The organism is Mesorhizobium sp. M0514, assembly GCF_040321145.1.
GTDB lineage: Bacteria > Pseudomonadota > Alphaproteobacteria > Rhizobiales > Rhizobiaceae > Mesorhizobium.
Genome location: NZ_JAMYQZ010000072.1, coordinates 1 through 15,830, shown reverse-complemented (window position 1 = coordinate 15,830; position 15,830 = coordinate 1). Strand labels below are relative to the sequence as shown.

The 15,830-nt window shown below is 58.7% G+C and carries 15 protein-coding genes and 3 pseudogenes; 11 read left to right on the top strand and 7 right to left on the bottom strand.

Annotated features, from left to right (window positions below; translation table 11 throughout):
• The first annotated feature begins 31 nt into the window (after window positions 1–31).
• From NKI61_RS24460 to NKI61_RS24440, 5 genes are read left to right on the top strand one after another with little or no spacing between them, the layout of a single operon-like run.
• Window positions 32–1,420 carry a TadA family conjugal transfer-associated ATPase gene (locus NKI61_RS24460; protein WP_352841268.1) on the top strand — a complete coding sequence of 463 codons (1,389 nt, stop codon included), beginning with the start codon at window positions 32–34 and terminating at the stop codon, window positions 1,418–1,420.
• A complete protein-coding gene (locus NKI61_RS24455) occupies window positions 1,420–2,391 on the top strand; it encodes a type II secretion system F family protein (RefSeq protein WP_023744411.1) in 972 nt (323 codons plus the stop codon). Before NKI61_RS24460 ends, NKI61_RS24455 begins: the two co-directional genes overlap by 1 nt.
• 46 nt (window positions 2,392–2,437) lie before the next feature.
• A complete protein-coding gene (locus NKI61_RS24450; protein WP_352841265.1) occupies window positions 2,438–3,358 on the top strand; it encodes a type II secretion system F family protein in 921 nt (306 codons plus the stop codon).
• A gap of 53 nt (window positions 3,359–3,411) precedes the next feature.
• Complete coding sequence (locus NKI61_RS24445; RefSeq protein WP_352841263.1) at window positions 3,412–3,963, top strand: tetratricopeptide repeat protein; 552 nt, start codon at window positions 3,412–3,414, stop codon at window positions 3,961–3,963.
• 1 nt (window position 3,964) lies between these two features.
• On the top strand, window positions 3,965–4,504 hold the full coding sequence (locus tag NKI61_RS24440; protein ID WP_352841260.1) for a prepilin peptidase: 540 nt from the start codon (window positions 3,965–3,967) through the stop codon (window positions 4,502–4,504).
• 277 nt (window positions 4,505–4,781) lie between these two features.
• Here NKI61_RS24440 and NKI61_RS24435 read toward each other — a convergent pair.
• From NKI61_RS24435 to NKI61_RS24425, 3 genes and pseudogenes are all read right to left on the bottom strand, one after another.
• A pseudogene (locus tag NKI61_RS24435) lies at window positions 4,782–4,977 on the bottom strand (winged helix-turn-helix domain-containing protein); the annotation flags it as partial.
• A gap of 941 nt (window positions 4,978–5,918) precedes the next feature.
• Window positions 5,919–6,419: a hypothetical protein gene (locus NKI61_RS24430; protein ID WP_352841258.1), complete on the bottom strand. Its 501-nt coding sequence runs from the start codon at window positions 6,417–6,419 to the stop codon at window positions 5,919–5,921.
• 93 nt (window positions 6,420–6,512) lie between these two features.
• A complete protein-coding gene (locus NKI61_RS24425; protein WP_023706903.1) occupies window positions 6,513–6,752 on the bottom strand; it encodes an exopolysaccharide production repressor protein in 240 nt (79 codons plus the stop codon).
• Window positions 6,753–7,046: 294 nt separating this feature from the next.
• Between NKI61_RS24425 and NKI61_RS24420 the strand changes: the two genes are divergently transcribed.
• Window positions 7,047–7,232 (top strand): hypothetical protein, encoded by a 186-nt coding sequence (locus NKI61_RS24420; protein ID WP_023833470.1) that lies wholly within the window; start codon window positions 7,047–7,049, stop codon window positions 7,230–7,232.
• A gap of 188 nt (window positions 7,233–7,420) precedes the next feature.
• Here the strand turns inward: NKI61_RS24420 and NKI61_RS24415 are convergent, their stop codons facing one another.
• A complete protein-coding gene (locus NKI61_RS24415; RefSeq protein WP_352513710.1) occupies window positions 7,421–7,645 on the bottom strand; it encodes a DUF768 domain-containing protein in 225 nt (74 codons plus the stop codon).
• Window positions 7,646–8,860: 1,215 nt separating this feature from the next.
• On the opposite strand from NKI61_RS24415, the gene NKI61_RS24410 reads away from it, so the two are divergent.
• Window positions 8,861–9,241: a hypothetical protein gene (locus tag NKI61_RS24410; protein WP_023741140.1), complete on the top strand. Its 381-nt coding sequence runs from the start codon at window positions 8,861–8,863 to the stop codon at window positions 9,239–9,241.
• A 273-nt stretch (window positions 9,242–9,514) separates the two neighbouring features.
• On the opposite strand, the gene NKI61_RS24405 is transcribed toward NKI61_RS24410, so the two are convergent.
• Window positions 9,515–10,201, bottom strand: a complete 687-nt coding sequence (locus tag NKI61_RS24405; protein ID WP_023741139.1) for a hypothetical protein — start codon at window positions 10,199–10,201, stop codon at window positions 9,515–9,517.
• A 1,221-nt stretch (window positions 10,202–11,422) separates the two neighbouring features.
• Between NKI61_RS24405 and NKI61_RS24400 the strand changes: the two genes are divergently transcribed.
• Together NKI61_RS24400 and NKI61_RS24395 are read left to right on the top strand one after the other, a co-directional pair.
• Window positions 11,423–12,082 carry an adenylate/guanylate cyclase domain-containing protein gene (locus tag NKI61_RS24400; protein ID WP_352841254.1) on the top strand — a complete coding sequence of 220 codons (660 nt, stop codon included), beginning with the start codon at window positions 11,423–11,425 and terminating at the stop codon, window positions 12,080–12,082.
• The gene (locus NKI61_RS24395; RefSeq protein WP_352841251.1) at window positions 12,072–12,275 is read left to right on the top strand and encodes a hypothetical protein; all 204 of its coding nucleotides are present in this window, start codon (window positions 12,072–12,074) and stop codon (window positions 12,273–12,275) included. The genes NKI61_RS24400 and NKI61_RS24395 overlap by 11 nt, the downstream gene beginning before the upstream one ends.
• Before the next feature lie 20 nt (window positions 12,276–12,295).
• Here the strand turns inward: NKI61_RS24395 and NKI61_RS24390 are convergent.
• A pseudogene (locus NKI61_RS24390) lies at window positions 12,296–12,708 on the bottom strand (hypothetical protein); the annotation flags it as partial.
• A gap of 333 nt (window positions 12,709–13,041) precedes the next feature.
• A pseudogene (locus NKI61_RS24385) lies at window positions 13,042–13,522 on the bottom strand (toprim domain-containing protein); the annotation flags it as partial.
• Between the two features lie 628 nt (window positions 13,523–14,150).
• Between NKI61_RS24385 and NKI61_RS24380 the strand changes: the two are divergent.
• Together NKI61_RS24380 and NKI61_RS24375 are read left to right on the top strand one after the other, a co-directional pair.
• A complete protein-coding gene (locus NKI61_RS24380; protein ID WP_245270817.1) occupies window positions 14,151–14,771 on the top strand; it encodes a site-specific integrase in 621 nt (206 codons plus the stop codon).
• Window positions 14,768–15,088, top strand: a complete 321-nt coding sequence (locus NKI61_RS24375; protein ID WP_352841289.1) for a tyrosine-type recombinase/integrase — start codon at window positions 14,768–14,770, stop codon at window positions 15,086–15,088. Before NKI61_RS24380 ends, NKI61_RS24375 begins: the two co-directional genes overlap by 4 nt.
• Window positions 15,089–15,830 lie beyond the last annotated feature (742 nt).

The following is a 15,830-nucleotide window of genomic DNA, read 5'->3' as shown; positions in this document are numbered from 1 at the left end:
TAATAAGGGACTAGCGGGGGTATAAGGGATTATGCTGGGGCGGTTTATCAAGGGACCAAGCGAGCAGCAGGTCGCGACAAGAGCCGAGCAGCCGGCGGTGCTGCATGTCGCTCCGGCCCTTTCGCCGGCCGCTGATATTGAATCGCGCGGCGACGATTTCCTGACTCTCAAGGTCGAGCTTCATCGGCACCTGATCGATCGCTTCAATCTGACTGCCCTTGAAAATGCCTCCAAGGATGAAATCCTCAATGAGATCCGGCCGATCGTGCGTGAGTTCGTTCGCGGTCGAAACGTGCCGCTGAATGCCCGCGAGCTCGATCAACTGACCATCGACACGGCCGACGAGATGCTGGGGCTCGGTCCGATCGAGCCGCTGCTCAAGGACGATTCCATCACGGATATAATGATCAATACACACAAGCGTGTCTTCATCGAGCGGCGCGGCATGATCGAAGAGACAGCAATCCGATTTCGTGACGAGGCGCATCTGCTGCGCGTCATCAACAAGATCGTCTCCAATATCGGCCGCCGGGTCGATGAATCGTCGCCAATGGTTGACGCGCGCCTGGACGACGGCTCGCGCGTCAACATCGCGGTGCGGCCGATCTCGGTAGACGGTCCGCTGGTTTCAATCCGCAAATTCTCGAAGAATCCGTATTCGCTCGAACGACTGATGACGCTCAATTCAATCAAGCAGCCGATGATCGATCTGCTGCGGATTGCCGTTCAGGCGCGCAAGTCGATTCTGGTTTCGGGTGGCACCGGCAGCGGCAAGACGACCTTGCTTAACGCGCTGTCGAGCTACATTCCTTCCAGGGAACGCCTGATCACCATCGAGGACGCGGCGGAACTGCAATTGCAGCAACCGCATGTCGGGCGACTGGAAACCCGCCCGCCCAGTGTCGAAGGCAAGGGCGAGGTGCGCCAGCGCGAATTGGTCAAGAACGCGCTGCGCATGCGGCCCGATCGCATCATCGTCGGCGAGGTTCGTGGCGAGGAGGCCTTCGACATGCTGCAGGCGATGAACACCGGCCATGAAGGGTCGATGACCACTATTCACGCAAACACCCCGCGCGACGCGATATCGCGTCTGGAGCAGATGATCGGCATGGCCGGCATGCCGATGACGCACGATTCCATCCGAGCGCAGATTGCTTCGGCCATCGACATTATCGTGCAGACGCAACGGCTCGCCGATGGAGGCAGGCGCGTAACGTCGATTTCCGAGATTACCGGCATGGAAGGCAATGTCGTGCAGCTGCAGGAAATCTATCAATTCGTCCGCCGCGAGGTCGCGGCCGATGGCAAGATCATAGGTGATTTTCGCGCCACTGGCGTCCGGCCCCGGTTTGCAGCGGAAGCAGCGACGCTCGGCCATCATTTCACCAAGGACGCCTTCAATCCGCAGGTCGCCCTCTGATGCTGACCGGTCAGGGGCTGCTTTACTTCATCTATGTGCTTGCGGCGGCGTCGGTCATTCTCGCCGGCGAGGCTCTGTATCTTTCCTTTGCCGGTCGCCGTGCGGCAGCCGGGGCGATCAATCGTCGATTGAAGAGATTGTCAGATGAAATTCCGGCTGAGCGGACTTTGCAAAACTTGCTGCGCGAGCGGGGACTGACGGAATCGGGGGACTTTCTTTTTGGCCTGGTAGGGCTGAACAGGCTCTATACCCAGTCCGGCATTACCGGAAATCCGCTGACATTCGGCGGGATGTTCGTCTGCGCTTCCTTGGCATTGGCGCTGCTGCTGTCATTCGTCTTGGGAAAGTCGTTCTTGCTCGCACTCGTCGTTTTTCTTGTTGTCGGGTTTGCGCTGCCCCTTCTCGTGCTTCGCCGGGCCCGCAGCAAGCGAATCCAGAAATTTGCGAAGCAACTGCCGAATGCACTCGACATGATCGTACGCTCGCTGCGCGCTGGACATCCGGCCTCAGTGGCAATTGGCCTTGTGGCGCGGGAAATGCCCGACCCACTGGGAACCGAATTCGGAATCGTGTCCGACGAGATCACCTTTGGGCTCAGCATGGAACAGGCCGTGCGAAAACTGTCTCAGCGGGTAGGATTCGAGGGCCTCCACCTGCTTTCGATAGCGCTGTCAATTCAATCCAAGACCGGCGGCAATCTCACCGAAATACTGGCAAATCTCTCATCGGTACTGCGTGAACGGCAAAAACTACGGATGAAAATCAGAGCGCTTTCGTCCGAGGGGCGAGTCTCGGCCTGGATCATCTCATTATTTCCAATTGTGATGTTCTTGATCCTTCAGGTTACGGCTCCGTCCTATTATGGCAAAGTATGGCACGACCCGCTGATTGTCCCTGTTTTTGTTGGGTTTGGAGTGTGGGCCCTGTTGGGCGACTTCATCATGTATCGAATGGTCAATTTCGACTTCTGAGGAGCGAGCCATTAACCTGCTTTCCAACACCAGCGACTTGGGCTTCATGGTCTCCATCGCCGTTTTCGTGGCGGCGGTGGCGCTTTTCCTGTTTGCCGCGCTTGTCTTCTTGCCGGCCCTGCAGACGCGAAAGCTGGTCACGCAAAGCCTTGTAGGCGAAGGTGTGGTCGACCCCCGCTCGCTCGCGGGTCAGGAAGAACTGGCCAGGATCGCGGCGCAGCGACCTGTCGACGCATATTTTCGAACAATGGAAAAGGAGCGGCAGGAGCCCAGCGCGCTTGAAGCGAAGCTGTTTCGCGCCGGCTTCTATCAAGCGAGTGCTCCATTGCTTTATACCCTGTCGCGGCTCGGCGCCGTGTGTGTCGGATTTTTGGCTGCCTACGCAATCCTGCCCCGGGTGTTGCCACCGCATTTACCCGGTTTCGTGGCTCTAGCCGGCTCCGCCTTGTTGGGGCTGGGGTGCATAGTGATCCCAGCCATTCTGCTCGATCGCTTCGAGAATGCTCAGAAGGAAACCTATCGTCGCGGGTTTCCAGATTTCATGGACATGATGATCACCTGCGCGGACGCCGGCATGAGCTTGGAAGCAGGGGTCGAGCGGGTCGGCGCGGAACTTGCCGCCACGCACAAATGGCTGGGTATTCAGTTGTCGATCATGAATCTGCAGCTGCGCGCCGGCAAGCCGTTGCGGGATGCGCTGCGCGAGCTCGCGGAACGCATCGGGCTTGAAGAGGCACGGGCTCTAGCCGTGCTGTTTAGGCAATCGGAAGAGCTTGGCACAAGCCTGACGGAGGCTCTGCGCGTCTACAGTGACGAAATGCGAGGCCAGAGAATCCTGACGGCAGAGGAGAAGGCCAACTCCTTGCCCGTCAAAATGATGATTCCGTTAGGGTTGTGCATCTTTCCAGTCGTGCTGATGGTCATCATGCTGCCGGTGATCATTCGCATGAAGGGCATTTTCTTCTAGTTGCGCATATGCTTTGGTCCTAATATGGGTCGGGGGACTCACGGGGAGATTGTATGAAAAGGCCAATTGCAGTCGTGGCCTGCCTGTTCATGGCGGCACTCGTCGGCTGCCAGACGAACGGGGCGGTCACCACCGACGGTGTCGTTCGCACCAACGAGCCTTCAAAAGGCGATGTGACTTCGTTTGGTGATGCGTTCGACGGACTGAAGACTGTCGGTGACGTCGAATATTATGCCTCGGACCAGGCCGTTGCCGAGGCCAAGAACCAGTTCCGGGCGGAAAATTACGGCAATGCCGGAGCGCTGTTCTTCAAGGCGACGCAACTGGCACCCAACGATGGTGGCGCATGGATGGGCCTGGCCGCCTGCAGCGACCGCATCCACCGCTTCGACCTCGCCGACCGAGCCTACGCCCGAGCCTTCAAACTGGTTGGCGCGTCGCCCGAATATTACAACAATGTCGGCTATTCCTACCTGCTGCGCGGCAAGCTGCAGGACGCACGTGCGAATTTCCTCAAGGCCTATGAACTGGCGCCCAACGATCCGACCGTGGTCAACAATCTGAAGCTTCTGTCGTCCAGTGTGAAGAACGTCGAGCGGCAGTAGCATGCTGTTTTTTGGATCGGTACTGCTCAAGGCGCTCACCGTCCCGCTGCTCGCAAGAGTCGCCTGGCTCGATTTCACTACCCAGAAGATAGCCAATCGCGATGTACTGCTGCTGCTTGGCCTGGGCTTGGGATCGCTTGCGCTTTTCTCGCTCTATTCGAGATCATGGTTTGGAATGGGGCTGAGCGCGGTTGCCGGGCTTCTGCTTTTTGTCATGCTTTTCCCGTTCTGGGGCCTGCGAAAGATCGGCGCCGGCGACGTCAAGCTGATGGCGGTTACGCCGTTCCTGATCGGCGGCGGCAATCTCGCCCTGTTTTCAGTGTTGTTGCTGATCCTCGCCCTCGCCACCGCGGCGATCGTGAGAAACCCGCTCATGCTGCCGGCAGGCGCCTTCCGGCTCTTTGTCCAGCACTTGGACCGCAAGGGCGTCGTGCCGTTTGGCGTGCCGATTTCGGTCGCGGCAATCTGCACGATCGCGTTTGTGATCTACAAAAGTCTGGTGCTGGCGAGCAGCTCCGGAATCCTGGATCAGCTTAATTGAAGCTCGGCAGTCCGCTCTGCTGCACGAAGCGCGCGCCGACGTAACCTTTGCTTAATGCCGAACTGGCAGTCTATCTGCCTATTGAGGGTGGGCTATGATACAGGATTACCGGTCGACAGTAGCCTGGTTGGCGGCTGGATTGATTGTTGGTGCCGTGGCGTTCCCGTTTGCGGCTGTTGTCAACAGACCGGCGACACCAACAATTATCAGCGCCGAACCGCCACCGCTCCCAATCATCAAAAAGACGTTCGTCCGAAAATGGCGCCGTACATAGCGATCAGTGGTGCCTGTCCCCAATACCGCGCACCGTCTGCAGCGAGACCCGGATTGGACGGATCGCGCTCGGTCCTGCGGCTCAGCCGGTTGATCTGGACGTCGATGGTGCGCTCGCCGACTTCCGAATCGTCACCGGCGAGTTCATAACGCGGCATGGTTTCGCCGACCCGTGCGGCGAAGACCGCCAGGATCTCTTGCTAGCGGCCGCGCGCCCGCCGCCCCGCCTCAGTTCGCGCCTGCACAGCGTGCCATGCGTTCCCCAGCGCTCCTAACGACATTGGCACGATCATCGAAGGTTGCTTTAATGGCAGGTTCCAGATCGAAAAAAGGAAGAGAAGAAGAATCTGTGCGCTCTCTGCACACAGTCTCCCAAATTATCTGCTTTTGCAGGAGTCGGCTGGTGGTGATCTGCCTCGGGAGCCGGCGATCGGCGCGGAGGCGACCATTCCTGGCAAAAAATTTCCGGCTTCGCATGACCTTCCGCCGCAACACGGACAAGACGCTGCCGGCAAGGGGCTGAGCAATAAAAAGCCCGCCACCGTGAGGCAGCGGGTTCTCTTTCGGAAATGATGAGCTGCCTTTTACGGCCGGCCTTCATGGGGCGGGGTTGCGGATGCCTCTGGCCGGACATTCGACGTCATTGAAGCGAGGCACTCTTCCAGACGTTCCAGCCGCGCCTTCTGGCATCGCAGTGTGTGCGCGACGTCATGCAGCCTGGATTTACCCTGAGAGTTGGCGGCAGCGATCAAGTCTATTTGTAGCCGACTGATCTCGCTCCGCAGATCGCGAGCGTCAGCTTCCATCAGACCCCTGATCCATCCAGCCCCGCGCATTCCAGCACACCATCCACCGAGCCCTGCGTCGCACGATAGCAGCGAGTTTGCTAACAACCATGCCATGAACCTTCTCGAATTTTATGCATTGCTAATATATAAAAGGCCCGCCACCGTCAGGCGTCCGGGCAGTTTTTGCCCGTTCGGATCGATCTGTGAGGTTTGTCACGGACGCATCGACGTATCGGCGTAGGCTACGTGCAGTTTCCTGCAGGGGTAAAGGGAGTGGTCCCGATGCTTGTGAACCTTCCTATGCTTGTGAATCTTCGTCTTGTCGCAGTTGGTCCCCTTGCCGATTGGGTCCGTCATCGAGCCGAGCAGAAGGCGCTGTTGAAGGCGACGGACGAGTTGAGCAAGTCACCAGACGACATGCTCAGCGACATCGGGATTTCCCGTGACGACATCACGACGTTTGCGTTCCGCAGCCCGGCGTCGAGACGTTGGGGCTGAGCAACAAAAAAGCCCGCCACCGTGAGGCAGCGAGCCAAATTATTCGAGAAGCAAACTGGATCGTTCCAGGTTCTGTAGCGCGGGAAGCGCCGCCGGTCGCCGAACACCCGGCCGAGGATGCGAATGCAAGAAGATGGCCCTCGTCCGCACACCATGGAATCGAGAAGGAACGTCTCGTGCAGACTTCCCTTGGCGGCAAAGCGGCCCCCATAGCCTCGCCCGTGATTGTTGCGCCAGCTCATGGTTTGCGGATGACCGCCTCCAAACATGGCGACCACAACGCACCCGTCCTCCAGTTCCGCGTCTGGATCAATGATAAGGCTTTCAGCCCGAAGCTCGGGGTAGGTGTCTGTCACCGCAAACACGTTGTAGGCCCACTTGCTGGCGGCACTGCGAGGCAAAACTGCTGCCCCAGGGTCACGTGACCATGCCGAGACGATCGCGGGCTATCAGATGCCGTCGACGTTCTCTTGAGCCGCGACCGAAATTCGACTAGTCGAGTCAGCCGCTTCCGATGATCGCCAGTATATCAAGCAAACGACCAGCCCGGCGTACCCGACTTGCAGAACGATCAGCGCAAGGACCGCACAGCCGAGCGCGGTCCAAATTGAACCGGCTTCGATGTAGGTCCAGATCGCCACAATGATCGCAGTGGCAGACATGCCGACCAGAAACTGTGGAAAATACATTCCTAACGCATTTCATTAATTTAGCGATTGCGCAATTAGCTGATTCTAAAATATCGCTGCAGCATGATGTCGCATCGGTTAGCGCTACCCATCCATAGAAATGGCCGCTGCAGTCTTTGGTGTGGGGGCCGCACCGGCCACCGCGCGGGAAGATACAGCCCCCGCGCTGCCTAAGATATAATCATATTAGCGATCACGCAATTAACCATGTAGGCGCTCCCAAGCCGAAACTCAGGGAATCCCTCTTGAAGGCTCAAACGAGAGGACAAGCTAATACCGTTGAGAGGCGCGGGCATGGACGACGGTATGGGCGAGCATCTTGGGGTTTTCGACCTTGACGCTTTGCGCAAGGCTTTCCTCGAGTTCGTAGAAGAGCATAAAACCACGGATCATCCTGAGTGGGGCGAACTCGCCAAGCTGTTCCTCGAAAATCAACGAGAGCGGCACCAAGAACCGGACCCTGCCCAGCCGGAGGGGTGAACGCACCAGCGCTGTGTGACCGGACCGGCGCAGAAGCCATGACCAGAACAAACCGGGGATTCAAGGATTCGCGGTGTCGATCTACATTTGCTCTGAGATGGCATTGGCGTGGCGCTGGCCGGTTAGGTAAGCGAGCCCCTTGTCAGGCAGTCCGGCATGTAGGACATGACCGGCACGTCGGGGAAGCCTCAGGCTAAGTCCACCCTTTCGGCGACACGACGATTCACTTCGATAATCAATTCGAAGACGCTTTCAAGCTCGCCGTCGATCTCGTCGGCAGGAATCCCGGCCTTCTCGGCAGCTGTCATCAACTGGTCTTTCAAGTCGCCAACCGAGATGGGGTCTCCCCGCGCCACAATGGGCAGTTGTTTGGCTACCCACTTATCGAGAAACCTCAGGCCACGGACGCTCATTTGTTAGCAACCTCTCATCCTTGACACTGCACCCGCCCGCGGCCGGGTGACACCCGATCGCATAAGCGTGACGATTCCCTCCTATGACTTCCCGCATGCGGTTGTCGATTCGACTTCGAAGGCCGTGATCGGCCAGATATGGAATTAGTCGGCCCGGTCACGCGCATCGACGGCGACAAGGTAACCGTCAGCCTGCGGCCACTGGTGACTGTCGACGCCGAGCACGTGCGCGTTGTTGAGAGCCATGTGGGGTCGCCACGGCGAAAAAAGCCGATTGTTGACAAAGCCTAACGGCGCTGCTTGAGGAGATCAAAGGCCTCGTCGCAGGGGCAGCCGCCGGAAAGAATGGGATTCGGGCCGCTTTGGATCATTATGCGGTTCCCGAGCCAGCACGGCGACAAGTACCGAGCAGTCGAGTTCCTCGTTGAACGAAAAGTGCGGGTCGGCCTCTGGCAAGATCTGAGCCAAGCGTAGCGATTTCAACCTGGCTGTCTTGGCGGCACGTTCTGTGCATTCAACCTCATTGATCGCTTTCGCGGACCGCACTGCACCTGGGCGTTCTCCCAGCCAACACATTTCCTGGTAGCCTCATTCTCACCTCCCCCCAACGCAAATTTCTACATTCGGATGAACCATGTCGCCCTTCATTCTGATGAAGCCCAAGCTGAAGCAGCGGACCAGATGGCCCGCGATTGTGGGCTCGCACCGCCCGGCGAGGTGATGCGAGCCCGGCCGAGTCTTGCGGGACCTCGACCAGCAGCGAACACCCACTCGCTGCCGTTCTATCAACAAAGCCCCCAAATTTCAGGTTCCGCTTATATACAAAAAAGCCGGCCTCCTTTCGGCAGCCGGCCAGTTCCAACAGAACAAGGGAACGTGCACTGATGGGGCAGTGCAACGCCCGAAGTGTTCGAGGCCACAATGTTCCAAGGGTGAGAATAACGAGGCAGCCTAGGTAGCGGTTGGTGCCAGCCGCATGGCTTGCCCCCTCCGCCCTCTTGACTGCCCGAGCGGGTTAGGTACCTTCACTGCGTGCCTTGAGAGAAGCGGCCCGGGCACCTTTGGAAATGAAGCCGCGTGATAACCGACGATGGGGGAGCCCTTACGTCGTAGACAACGAGCAGCACGGCTGCCCAAGCACAACTCCAAACAACAACAATCCGGCTTCCGCGCCCATGGCGGCGTTGCGGCCACTAAAAAACATGGAGCAAAGTGATGACCAAAATTGTCGAATATCAGGATAGTGACGTGACGGTGGTATCGCGGAATCCGTTGCGAGGCGCACTGAAACTGGTGACCGATGACGACCACACAACCTTCCTCGAACTGGACAGGGACAGCGCCGAGTGGCTGGTGTCGGCGCTCCTCGACTTCCTCATGGAAGGCAAACACCCAGAAACACCAAAGATGACTGTTGAACCGGCCGCTGACGCCGCCAGAGGCCGCGACCAAGTGCTAACCGCCATTTTTGAAGGCATAGCAGCAGCCTATCAAGCCACGCTCTATGAAAACAATGATCCTTTGGACAATTGCGCGACCTTTGCAGAGACGGCACTAGCGTGGCTGGAGTCGAGTGGCTTAAGAGTGGTGCGTTAAGCCACCTTTGCTGCCTGCACGGTTTCGGGGCGAACCGTGCAGGTTGCCCAATGGGGCGAAAGTGGAACAAACAGGGGATTCACATTCCCGGAGTTCCGATCTAGAATCATTCCATGGAAACGGTGTTCGATGATATCGCCAACGCCCTCAGAGAGCCCCGCTCAGACGTGTGGCGCCCAGTCCGCGCCTTCGCCCTCGATCTTAGCCGCCAAGCTGTTCCTTGGCCTCGCTGTCGGCCTAGGCGTTTGCTTTGGAATGGCGCTGGCTGGTTAGCTATCTCGCTGCGGCCGACTGAAGTGCGACAGCAGCAAAATCTGCCGTTGAGTTTCCCGAAAACGTAGCAGTCTCTGATTCAGCGGAGGTCGAACTTGTTGATGCATGGATGCCAAGGAAATCCTTTCCACAAAGGGCACTAAAATCTTCGGTGACATTGCTCATGGACCCGGAGGTGGTGCCGGAAGCGATGAGCGAGATAAAAGCGATGCCATCGGCTGGAATGGTGATGGTAATCCTGTCGCCGCTTTCTGCAGCTATCGCGGCAGGTATCTCAGAAGCTCCAACCACTCTGTAAATCTGCGCCGTGACAGACGGGTTGCCGCCATCAAAAGTGAACCCGATGTCGGTCGACGTTGTGTTTTCCAATATGTCGCCGCTGCCGGCTGATATGAACCAGATCTCGGAATTGGCGCTTGAGGGCACATCATGACTGCGCACCAGGCGCCTTGCCCGAAGGTCGCCGACAGTTACGGTATCCAGCGTCCGCAACTCCCCGAAAAACTTCCATGAGACTTCGAGCCAGATATCCCTACCGGTAGCAACAGCACCAAGGTTTTTCGAGGGCGCCTTAACCGTGGGGCCAGGGACGAGCCCCCCACTATTAAAGGCCGAGACAGCCGAGACCATGATCGGTGACGAGCGCTGTAAATTCTGAAAGCCAATGATCGCCGCCGTGATCGCCAACGCCGCCAGGACAAGGGCAATCGCTATCCAAACAACTGACCGGCGTCGATTCGCATCGTTGCCCCAACCCTAGGGGAAAGATCAACGTATTAGCAACTGCTTGTATTTCTCGTGAACCAGGATCATTCTTGCCGCACGGAGGCCACCAGTAACGATGGAAAAGGGGAACGCCATGGAATCCGTTTGCTACGCCCAAAGCTCGATCTGTTTGCTGTCGTTCTTAGTCAACACCACGATGGCGCTTATTGTTTTGACGCCATTCGCAGCGACGCGCCTGCTGGTGTTGAGGATGCGCGCGGGCTCGGGCCGAAACCTTCAACTCGCTTAAGGCGCCGTGGGCAAACCACGTTACCGAGGCGCAGATCATGCGATTAGTTCTGTTGATCCTTGCCGCTGTCGCCGTGTTCTACATCTGAGACAACGTTGGCGAACGCGCCACCGACGAGATCCGCACTCATCTACAACGCCCGCGAGCGGCTAAGGGCTTCGGTGCAGTCGTATTCCTTCCAGACCTTACCCTGAAACATCTGCTGCGCAAAATGCCTCTTAGAATCGCTTGGACCCTTGCTGGCGGCCGCGGCTCGTTCGCGGCACATCAAGGACATGTTGGGGACCTGCCAGCCGCCTGGAGAGAAGCGGATGCGCGGCGCCGGCAAGGCCGCATCGACGTGTGCAGGAAGGGATGAGCGCAAAACCGACATTGGCAGGAAAACCCGGGTAAATGCCGAGGCAAGACCGGATCTGGATGGCATCGACTCCTTCGAGGATATGGGCCTGCTTCGGCTAATCCAATCCCTTAGCGTATAAAGCATGCGATATGGACCTGTCGGATTGTTTGTATTCAAACGTCTATTGCAACGCAATATCGTCGGCAAAGAACGTCCGAATGGGGCTGTCGGCGGCTCCGTCGTGGGAACGAAAAAGAAGAGAAGCAGGACTTCCGTGTGCGATTTCTGCACGGTCTCCCGCAACGTCTGATATTACTTATCTATCCGCTCCATCCATCATGGGTGCAATTCGATCGAGCCTCACGGCTCCGATTGTGGAAGAGCAGGCCATCCGATTTCTGTCCAGCCATATCCGTCGTCACTACTACCCTCCTTCCTGCCTTCCCTTCTCGTGCACAGACGTCAGTCATAGCCGTGCTACTGCATGATCAACGTTCGGGAGCGTGCCCGCCCTTCCCTGCCCCACAATTCGAGGCCGATGCTCGGAGACGGCGTGCTTGCCTATTTCGGGTGGCCGATGGCTTACGAGGATCACGCAGAGCGTTCCATTCGGGCTGGCCTCCAGGCCCTCGCCGCAGTCGAGGCCATCCAATCGCCCGACGGCGAGCAACTGAAGGCGCGTATTGGCATCGCATCGGGCCACGTGGTGGTCGGCGACATTGCGGGCAGCAGCGTGAACGAGCGCGCCTCAATCGCAGGGGACACACCCAATCTCGCGGCGCGCCTGCAAAGCGCTGCCGCTCCCGGTCAGATCGTCGTTGCCGACAGCACGCGTCGGCTCGCCGGGCAGTCCTTCGAGATCGAGAGCCTCGGTGAGCAGGAGTTGAAAGGCTTCAAATCGCCTATTGCCCTATTCGCGGTTCGTGGCGAGCGGGAGGTGGAAAGCCGGTTCGACGCAGCGCACGATCGCGCTTTGTCGAAGTTCGTCGGCCGAACCAGCGAAATCGGCATTCTGCTCGAGCGCTGGGAGTTGGCCGAAGCCGGCCAAGGCCAGGCGGTTTTCGTGTCGGGAGAAGCGGGCATCGGGAAGTCGCGCCTCGTGGATGCGCTCGAGGAACGGCTTTATGAGAGCCATCATGAGCTAATCCGGCTGCAGTGCTCTAAGCCGGCTTGCAGGCTTTTCATCCGCCGACAGCGAAGCCATGCGCGATGAAAAATTTCGCGCGATTGTTCAACGTTACGGGGAACATCCCTCGGAGGTCGGACCGATCTACGCCGAGTTGCTCTCGCTCGACCTCGGCGGCGCGTTCAAACCGCTCGATCTCTCCCCCCAACATCGTAAGGAACTCAGCGTCCACACATTGGCGAACCGCGTTCTGCTCGCGGCGAAGATTGCGCCGGCCTGATCGTAGTGGTTGGCCGCCTAGTCACGCATCAGGTCGAAGGCATCGCGCCGTCGATCATGGTCTGGCCCTGGGCGGTGAGTGTCTCGAGTTCAACCGCCTTGATCTCGCTGCCATCCTGTTCGCGCTGCAGGCAGCGCTGGGCATGCTCGTTGTCGTCCAGTTGCCGCTCGATCCGGTGTACAACTCGGTGGAAGACATTGGTGACGGACCAGAGCAGGTCATCGAGGTCGGGTTCGAGGCGCGTGTCGGCCAAGGTGGCGATGAGAGCGTCATAGATGTCGGCCACGGCTCCGGCCACGTGGTCGCCGCTGGGAAGCAGTCGCGGGTCGGGCTCGTCGGCATAGGGGCGCCAGCCATAGAGCTGGAGTTCGGTGAGGATGTGAGCGGTCGGAGAAGCTGCGTGGTGCGGTTCGGTGTCGTCGTGCTCGGCCATGGGATGCTCCCGTCGGTTTGACCGCGCCCCTCGCGGCCTTCATGGCGAAGAGAGCCCGTGGGCGGGTTGGCCGGACACCCGAAGCGAAGCGGAGGGCCGGAGCGTAGCGAAGGATGGCGGCGGCCGGCTATTTTGCATCGCGATGGAAAGGCGTCGCACCCTATCGCTGGCTTTCGCCAGCAATCGCGCGCCGCCGGAGAATAGTCGGCCGCCGCCATTGCCTGGCCGGCGAGCTTGTGGGCTGATCGCCCTCTCGAAGGCCGGATCGCGGTTCTCTACCGCATCCAGGCAACGCCGCCGGCACCGTGCGCCGCCGCACGCTTCCCTGCCGGCTCAAGTAAACCGCTTCAGATAGCGGAGGCAGTCCTTGCGCATCAGTTGGTCCGCAATCGGGGCACGGAAGGCGGCAAGTCCGAAACGGCCGAGGTCTTCGTTGAAGTCCTCCATAGCCGGCGACAGCACGATTGCCTCGATTCCGGCGTCGGTCGCGCGCTCCATCAGGCTGTCTCTGGCACCGTCACCGGCCGGATCGTTGTCGCGGATGACGTAGAGCCGCCGCAGGTTCGGAGGGAACAGGATGGCGGCAAGATGGGCTGCCGAGAGTGCTGCAGCCATCGCCATGTCAGGCAAGGCGCATCTGAGCGACAGCGTCGTCTCGACCTTCGCCTGCCGCCATGACGCTGTCGGGTACGCCGAAGCGGACGGCGTGACTCAGAAGGTCACCCATTGCCCGACGCGGCGTGTCGACGGGTGCCTTGCCGGCGCTGTCCCGTGCGAGCCAGGTGCGGTGCGCGCCGGTCAATCCGGCGTTTAACATCCGCTGAGTGTTTTCATTTTTAACGCAATCCCCGATTGGTAGACTCTCGCGATGCATCGGCAGCTACTGGCTCCGTCGGGCCGAGGGGGAGGCCGACGGGAGTAGCAACCATGCCCTTGCAGAAACAGGACTTTCGAACCAACAGGGCCGACTATGCAATTGCTGCCAAGAGCAGCGCGGATAGCGACCGCGATGAGTTACTAGCAAGGAAAACGATGTCGCTCTGGCTCAGAGATAAGCGGTCAGCCAGATTGGCTGCAAACCCATCGGCTACCTTTCCCGGGCCCTCGAAAGCAAAAACCTTTCGCTTGAAGCGATGATAGAGGTCTCTCCGCATGTGAAAAAGCGGCGGTAGAGGACTGGAAGGAGGCTTAATCGCCCGGCCATTCAAGGATGACACTTTCCCCGGCGTTTCGTCGCGCCTCAAAAATGGAAAGACGGTCTATCGCTATCGTGCAAAGGGAATGCCTGAAATCCGCCTCCGCGGCCAGCCCGGTGATCCGGAATTCGAGGCTGCCTACAAAGGGCGACCCAGAGCCAGGGCCTGAAGGCAATTATCATCGACCTACCCGGTCGGGCGTTGCCAAAGACGTTCGGTCATGCAGCGCGGCGACTTGAAGGGACTATGGAATGGCTGGACTTTGACGAAGCAACGCAGCGGAAGAATGTCAGGCTGATTGAACGCTTCCTTGGGATGCAGGTCGAACCTGCCTACCCGCTGACTTGGCGCGATACGCCAGTAGAACATCTCGACGCCGACCATCTGCGTGCGATTGTCGAAAGCGCCTTTGCCGCCAACCGGACGGTTGCCAAGCACCTGCTGGTCGCAATCAAGAAGCTCCTGTGGGTGGGGATCGAAGTTGAGAAATGGATCAAACCGCAGAACAATCCCTCACTGTCGATCCGCGTCCGCATTCCTAAATCCACCACCAATCCCGCGTGGCCGGTCCCCATTTGTGAAAAGTTCGAGGCGCGCCATCCGATCGGCTCCCCGCCGCGCACCTGTTACGCGCTCGCCTTTTGGCTGGGCAACCGACGAGGCGATATCGCCTCGTTGCAATGGGACGATTTGGTTTTCGAGGAGATCGAACTGTTCGATGGCTCCCTAGAGGTGATCGAAGCCTTCGATTTCCGGCAGAAGAAGAGCCGCAACCGTCACGGCGGTCGCGAGATGTTTATCCCCATCCTCGACAAGCTGGCGCAAGCCTTGGCGCCGCTCGACGTTCGAAAGGCGGAACGGTACTGAAGAATGCCTATGGGCGTCCATTCGCGGAAAAGAGCCTCACCGGCATGATGGCACATAGGAACAAGCAGGCCGGCATTCCGGAGGGCTACACTCTCCACGGGCTACGCCGCACCTTCGGCACGTATCTCGCCGAATGCAACATCCAAGCGCGTGCCATCATGGAGGCGACGGGGCATTCTTCCATGACGGTGACGGACGAATATGTCCGGGAGGCTAACAAGAAGCGAATGGCCGTCGACATAGCCCGCGCCATTAACGAGCGCGAGGCCAAACGCGATGCGATGAAGCAGCGAGCGGCCCTGCGCGTCGTCAAGTAAGTGAAATCAACCGACCATGATCAGGGTCCCATATCGGGTGCCCTTTTCTTCGGGCCCATAATGGGCCCAAAACGTTTTGGGCTGAGGCATATTTCTAATAAGAAAATCAATGGCGATGGTGGTGGTGGCAGTCTGGAGCGAACCCGTCTCTGTCTGATCTTCCCTGTTTCGCCCCGAAAAACAGCGAATTTTGGCGATTTTGGGCGCCCGAGCCATTTTCGGCCTAGAATCCCGGCGCAGTTTCAACGCCTTGGCATAAAATTCCCTATTCAGCCTAACAGAGAAATGGACGCGGCCTATCAGGGAACGCAGCGGCTTTAGAGGCCAGGAATGCGCGTCCCCTGTTCGCCTTTGAGCGGGCTTACGAATTGGTTCGTCACGCCGCCATGGAAAAAAAGCCGAGTGCAGCACACCTTCACCGCCAAGAATTGTATGACCTCGTTTGGTCGACGCCCATCGTCACGCTCGCTGAGCGGTTCAATATTTCGGATCCAGGACGAGCGAAGAGTGAAACGTCCCCACACCCGGTCGCTGGACTAGTGGCAGCGCTGAGATCTGCAAATCCAGACCAACACGGCGAGGTCTCAGTTCCGGGTGTAAGCGTTTATGAGCGGACTGAAAATCCGCGTGTCGGTGGTTCGAATCCGCCTCCGGGCACCATCTCTTTATGGTCCATTCCGGACACATAGGTTACGGTTTATATCGGAGACATGGGTAACACTTTTGGCCCGAAGGGGTTTTG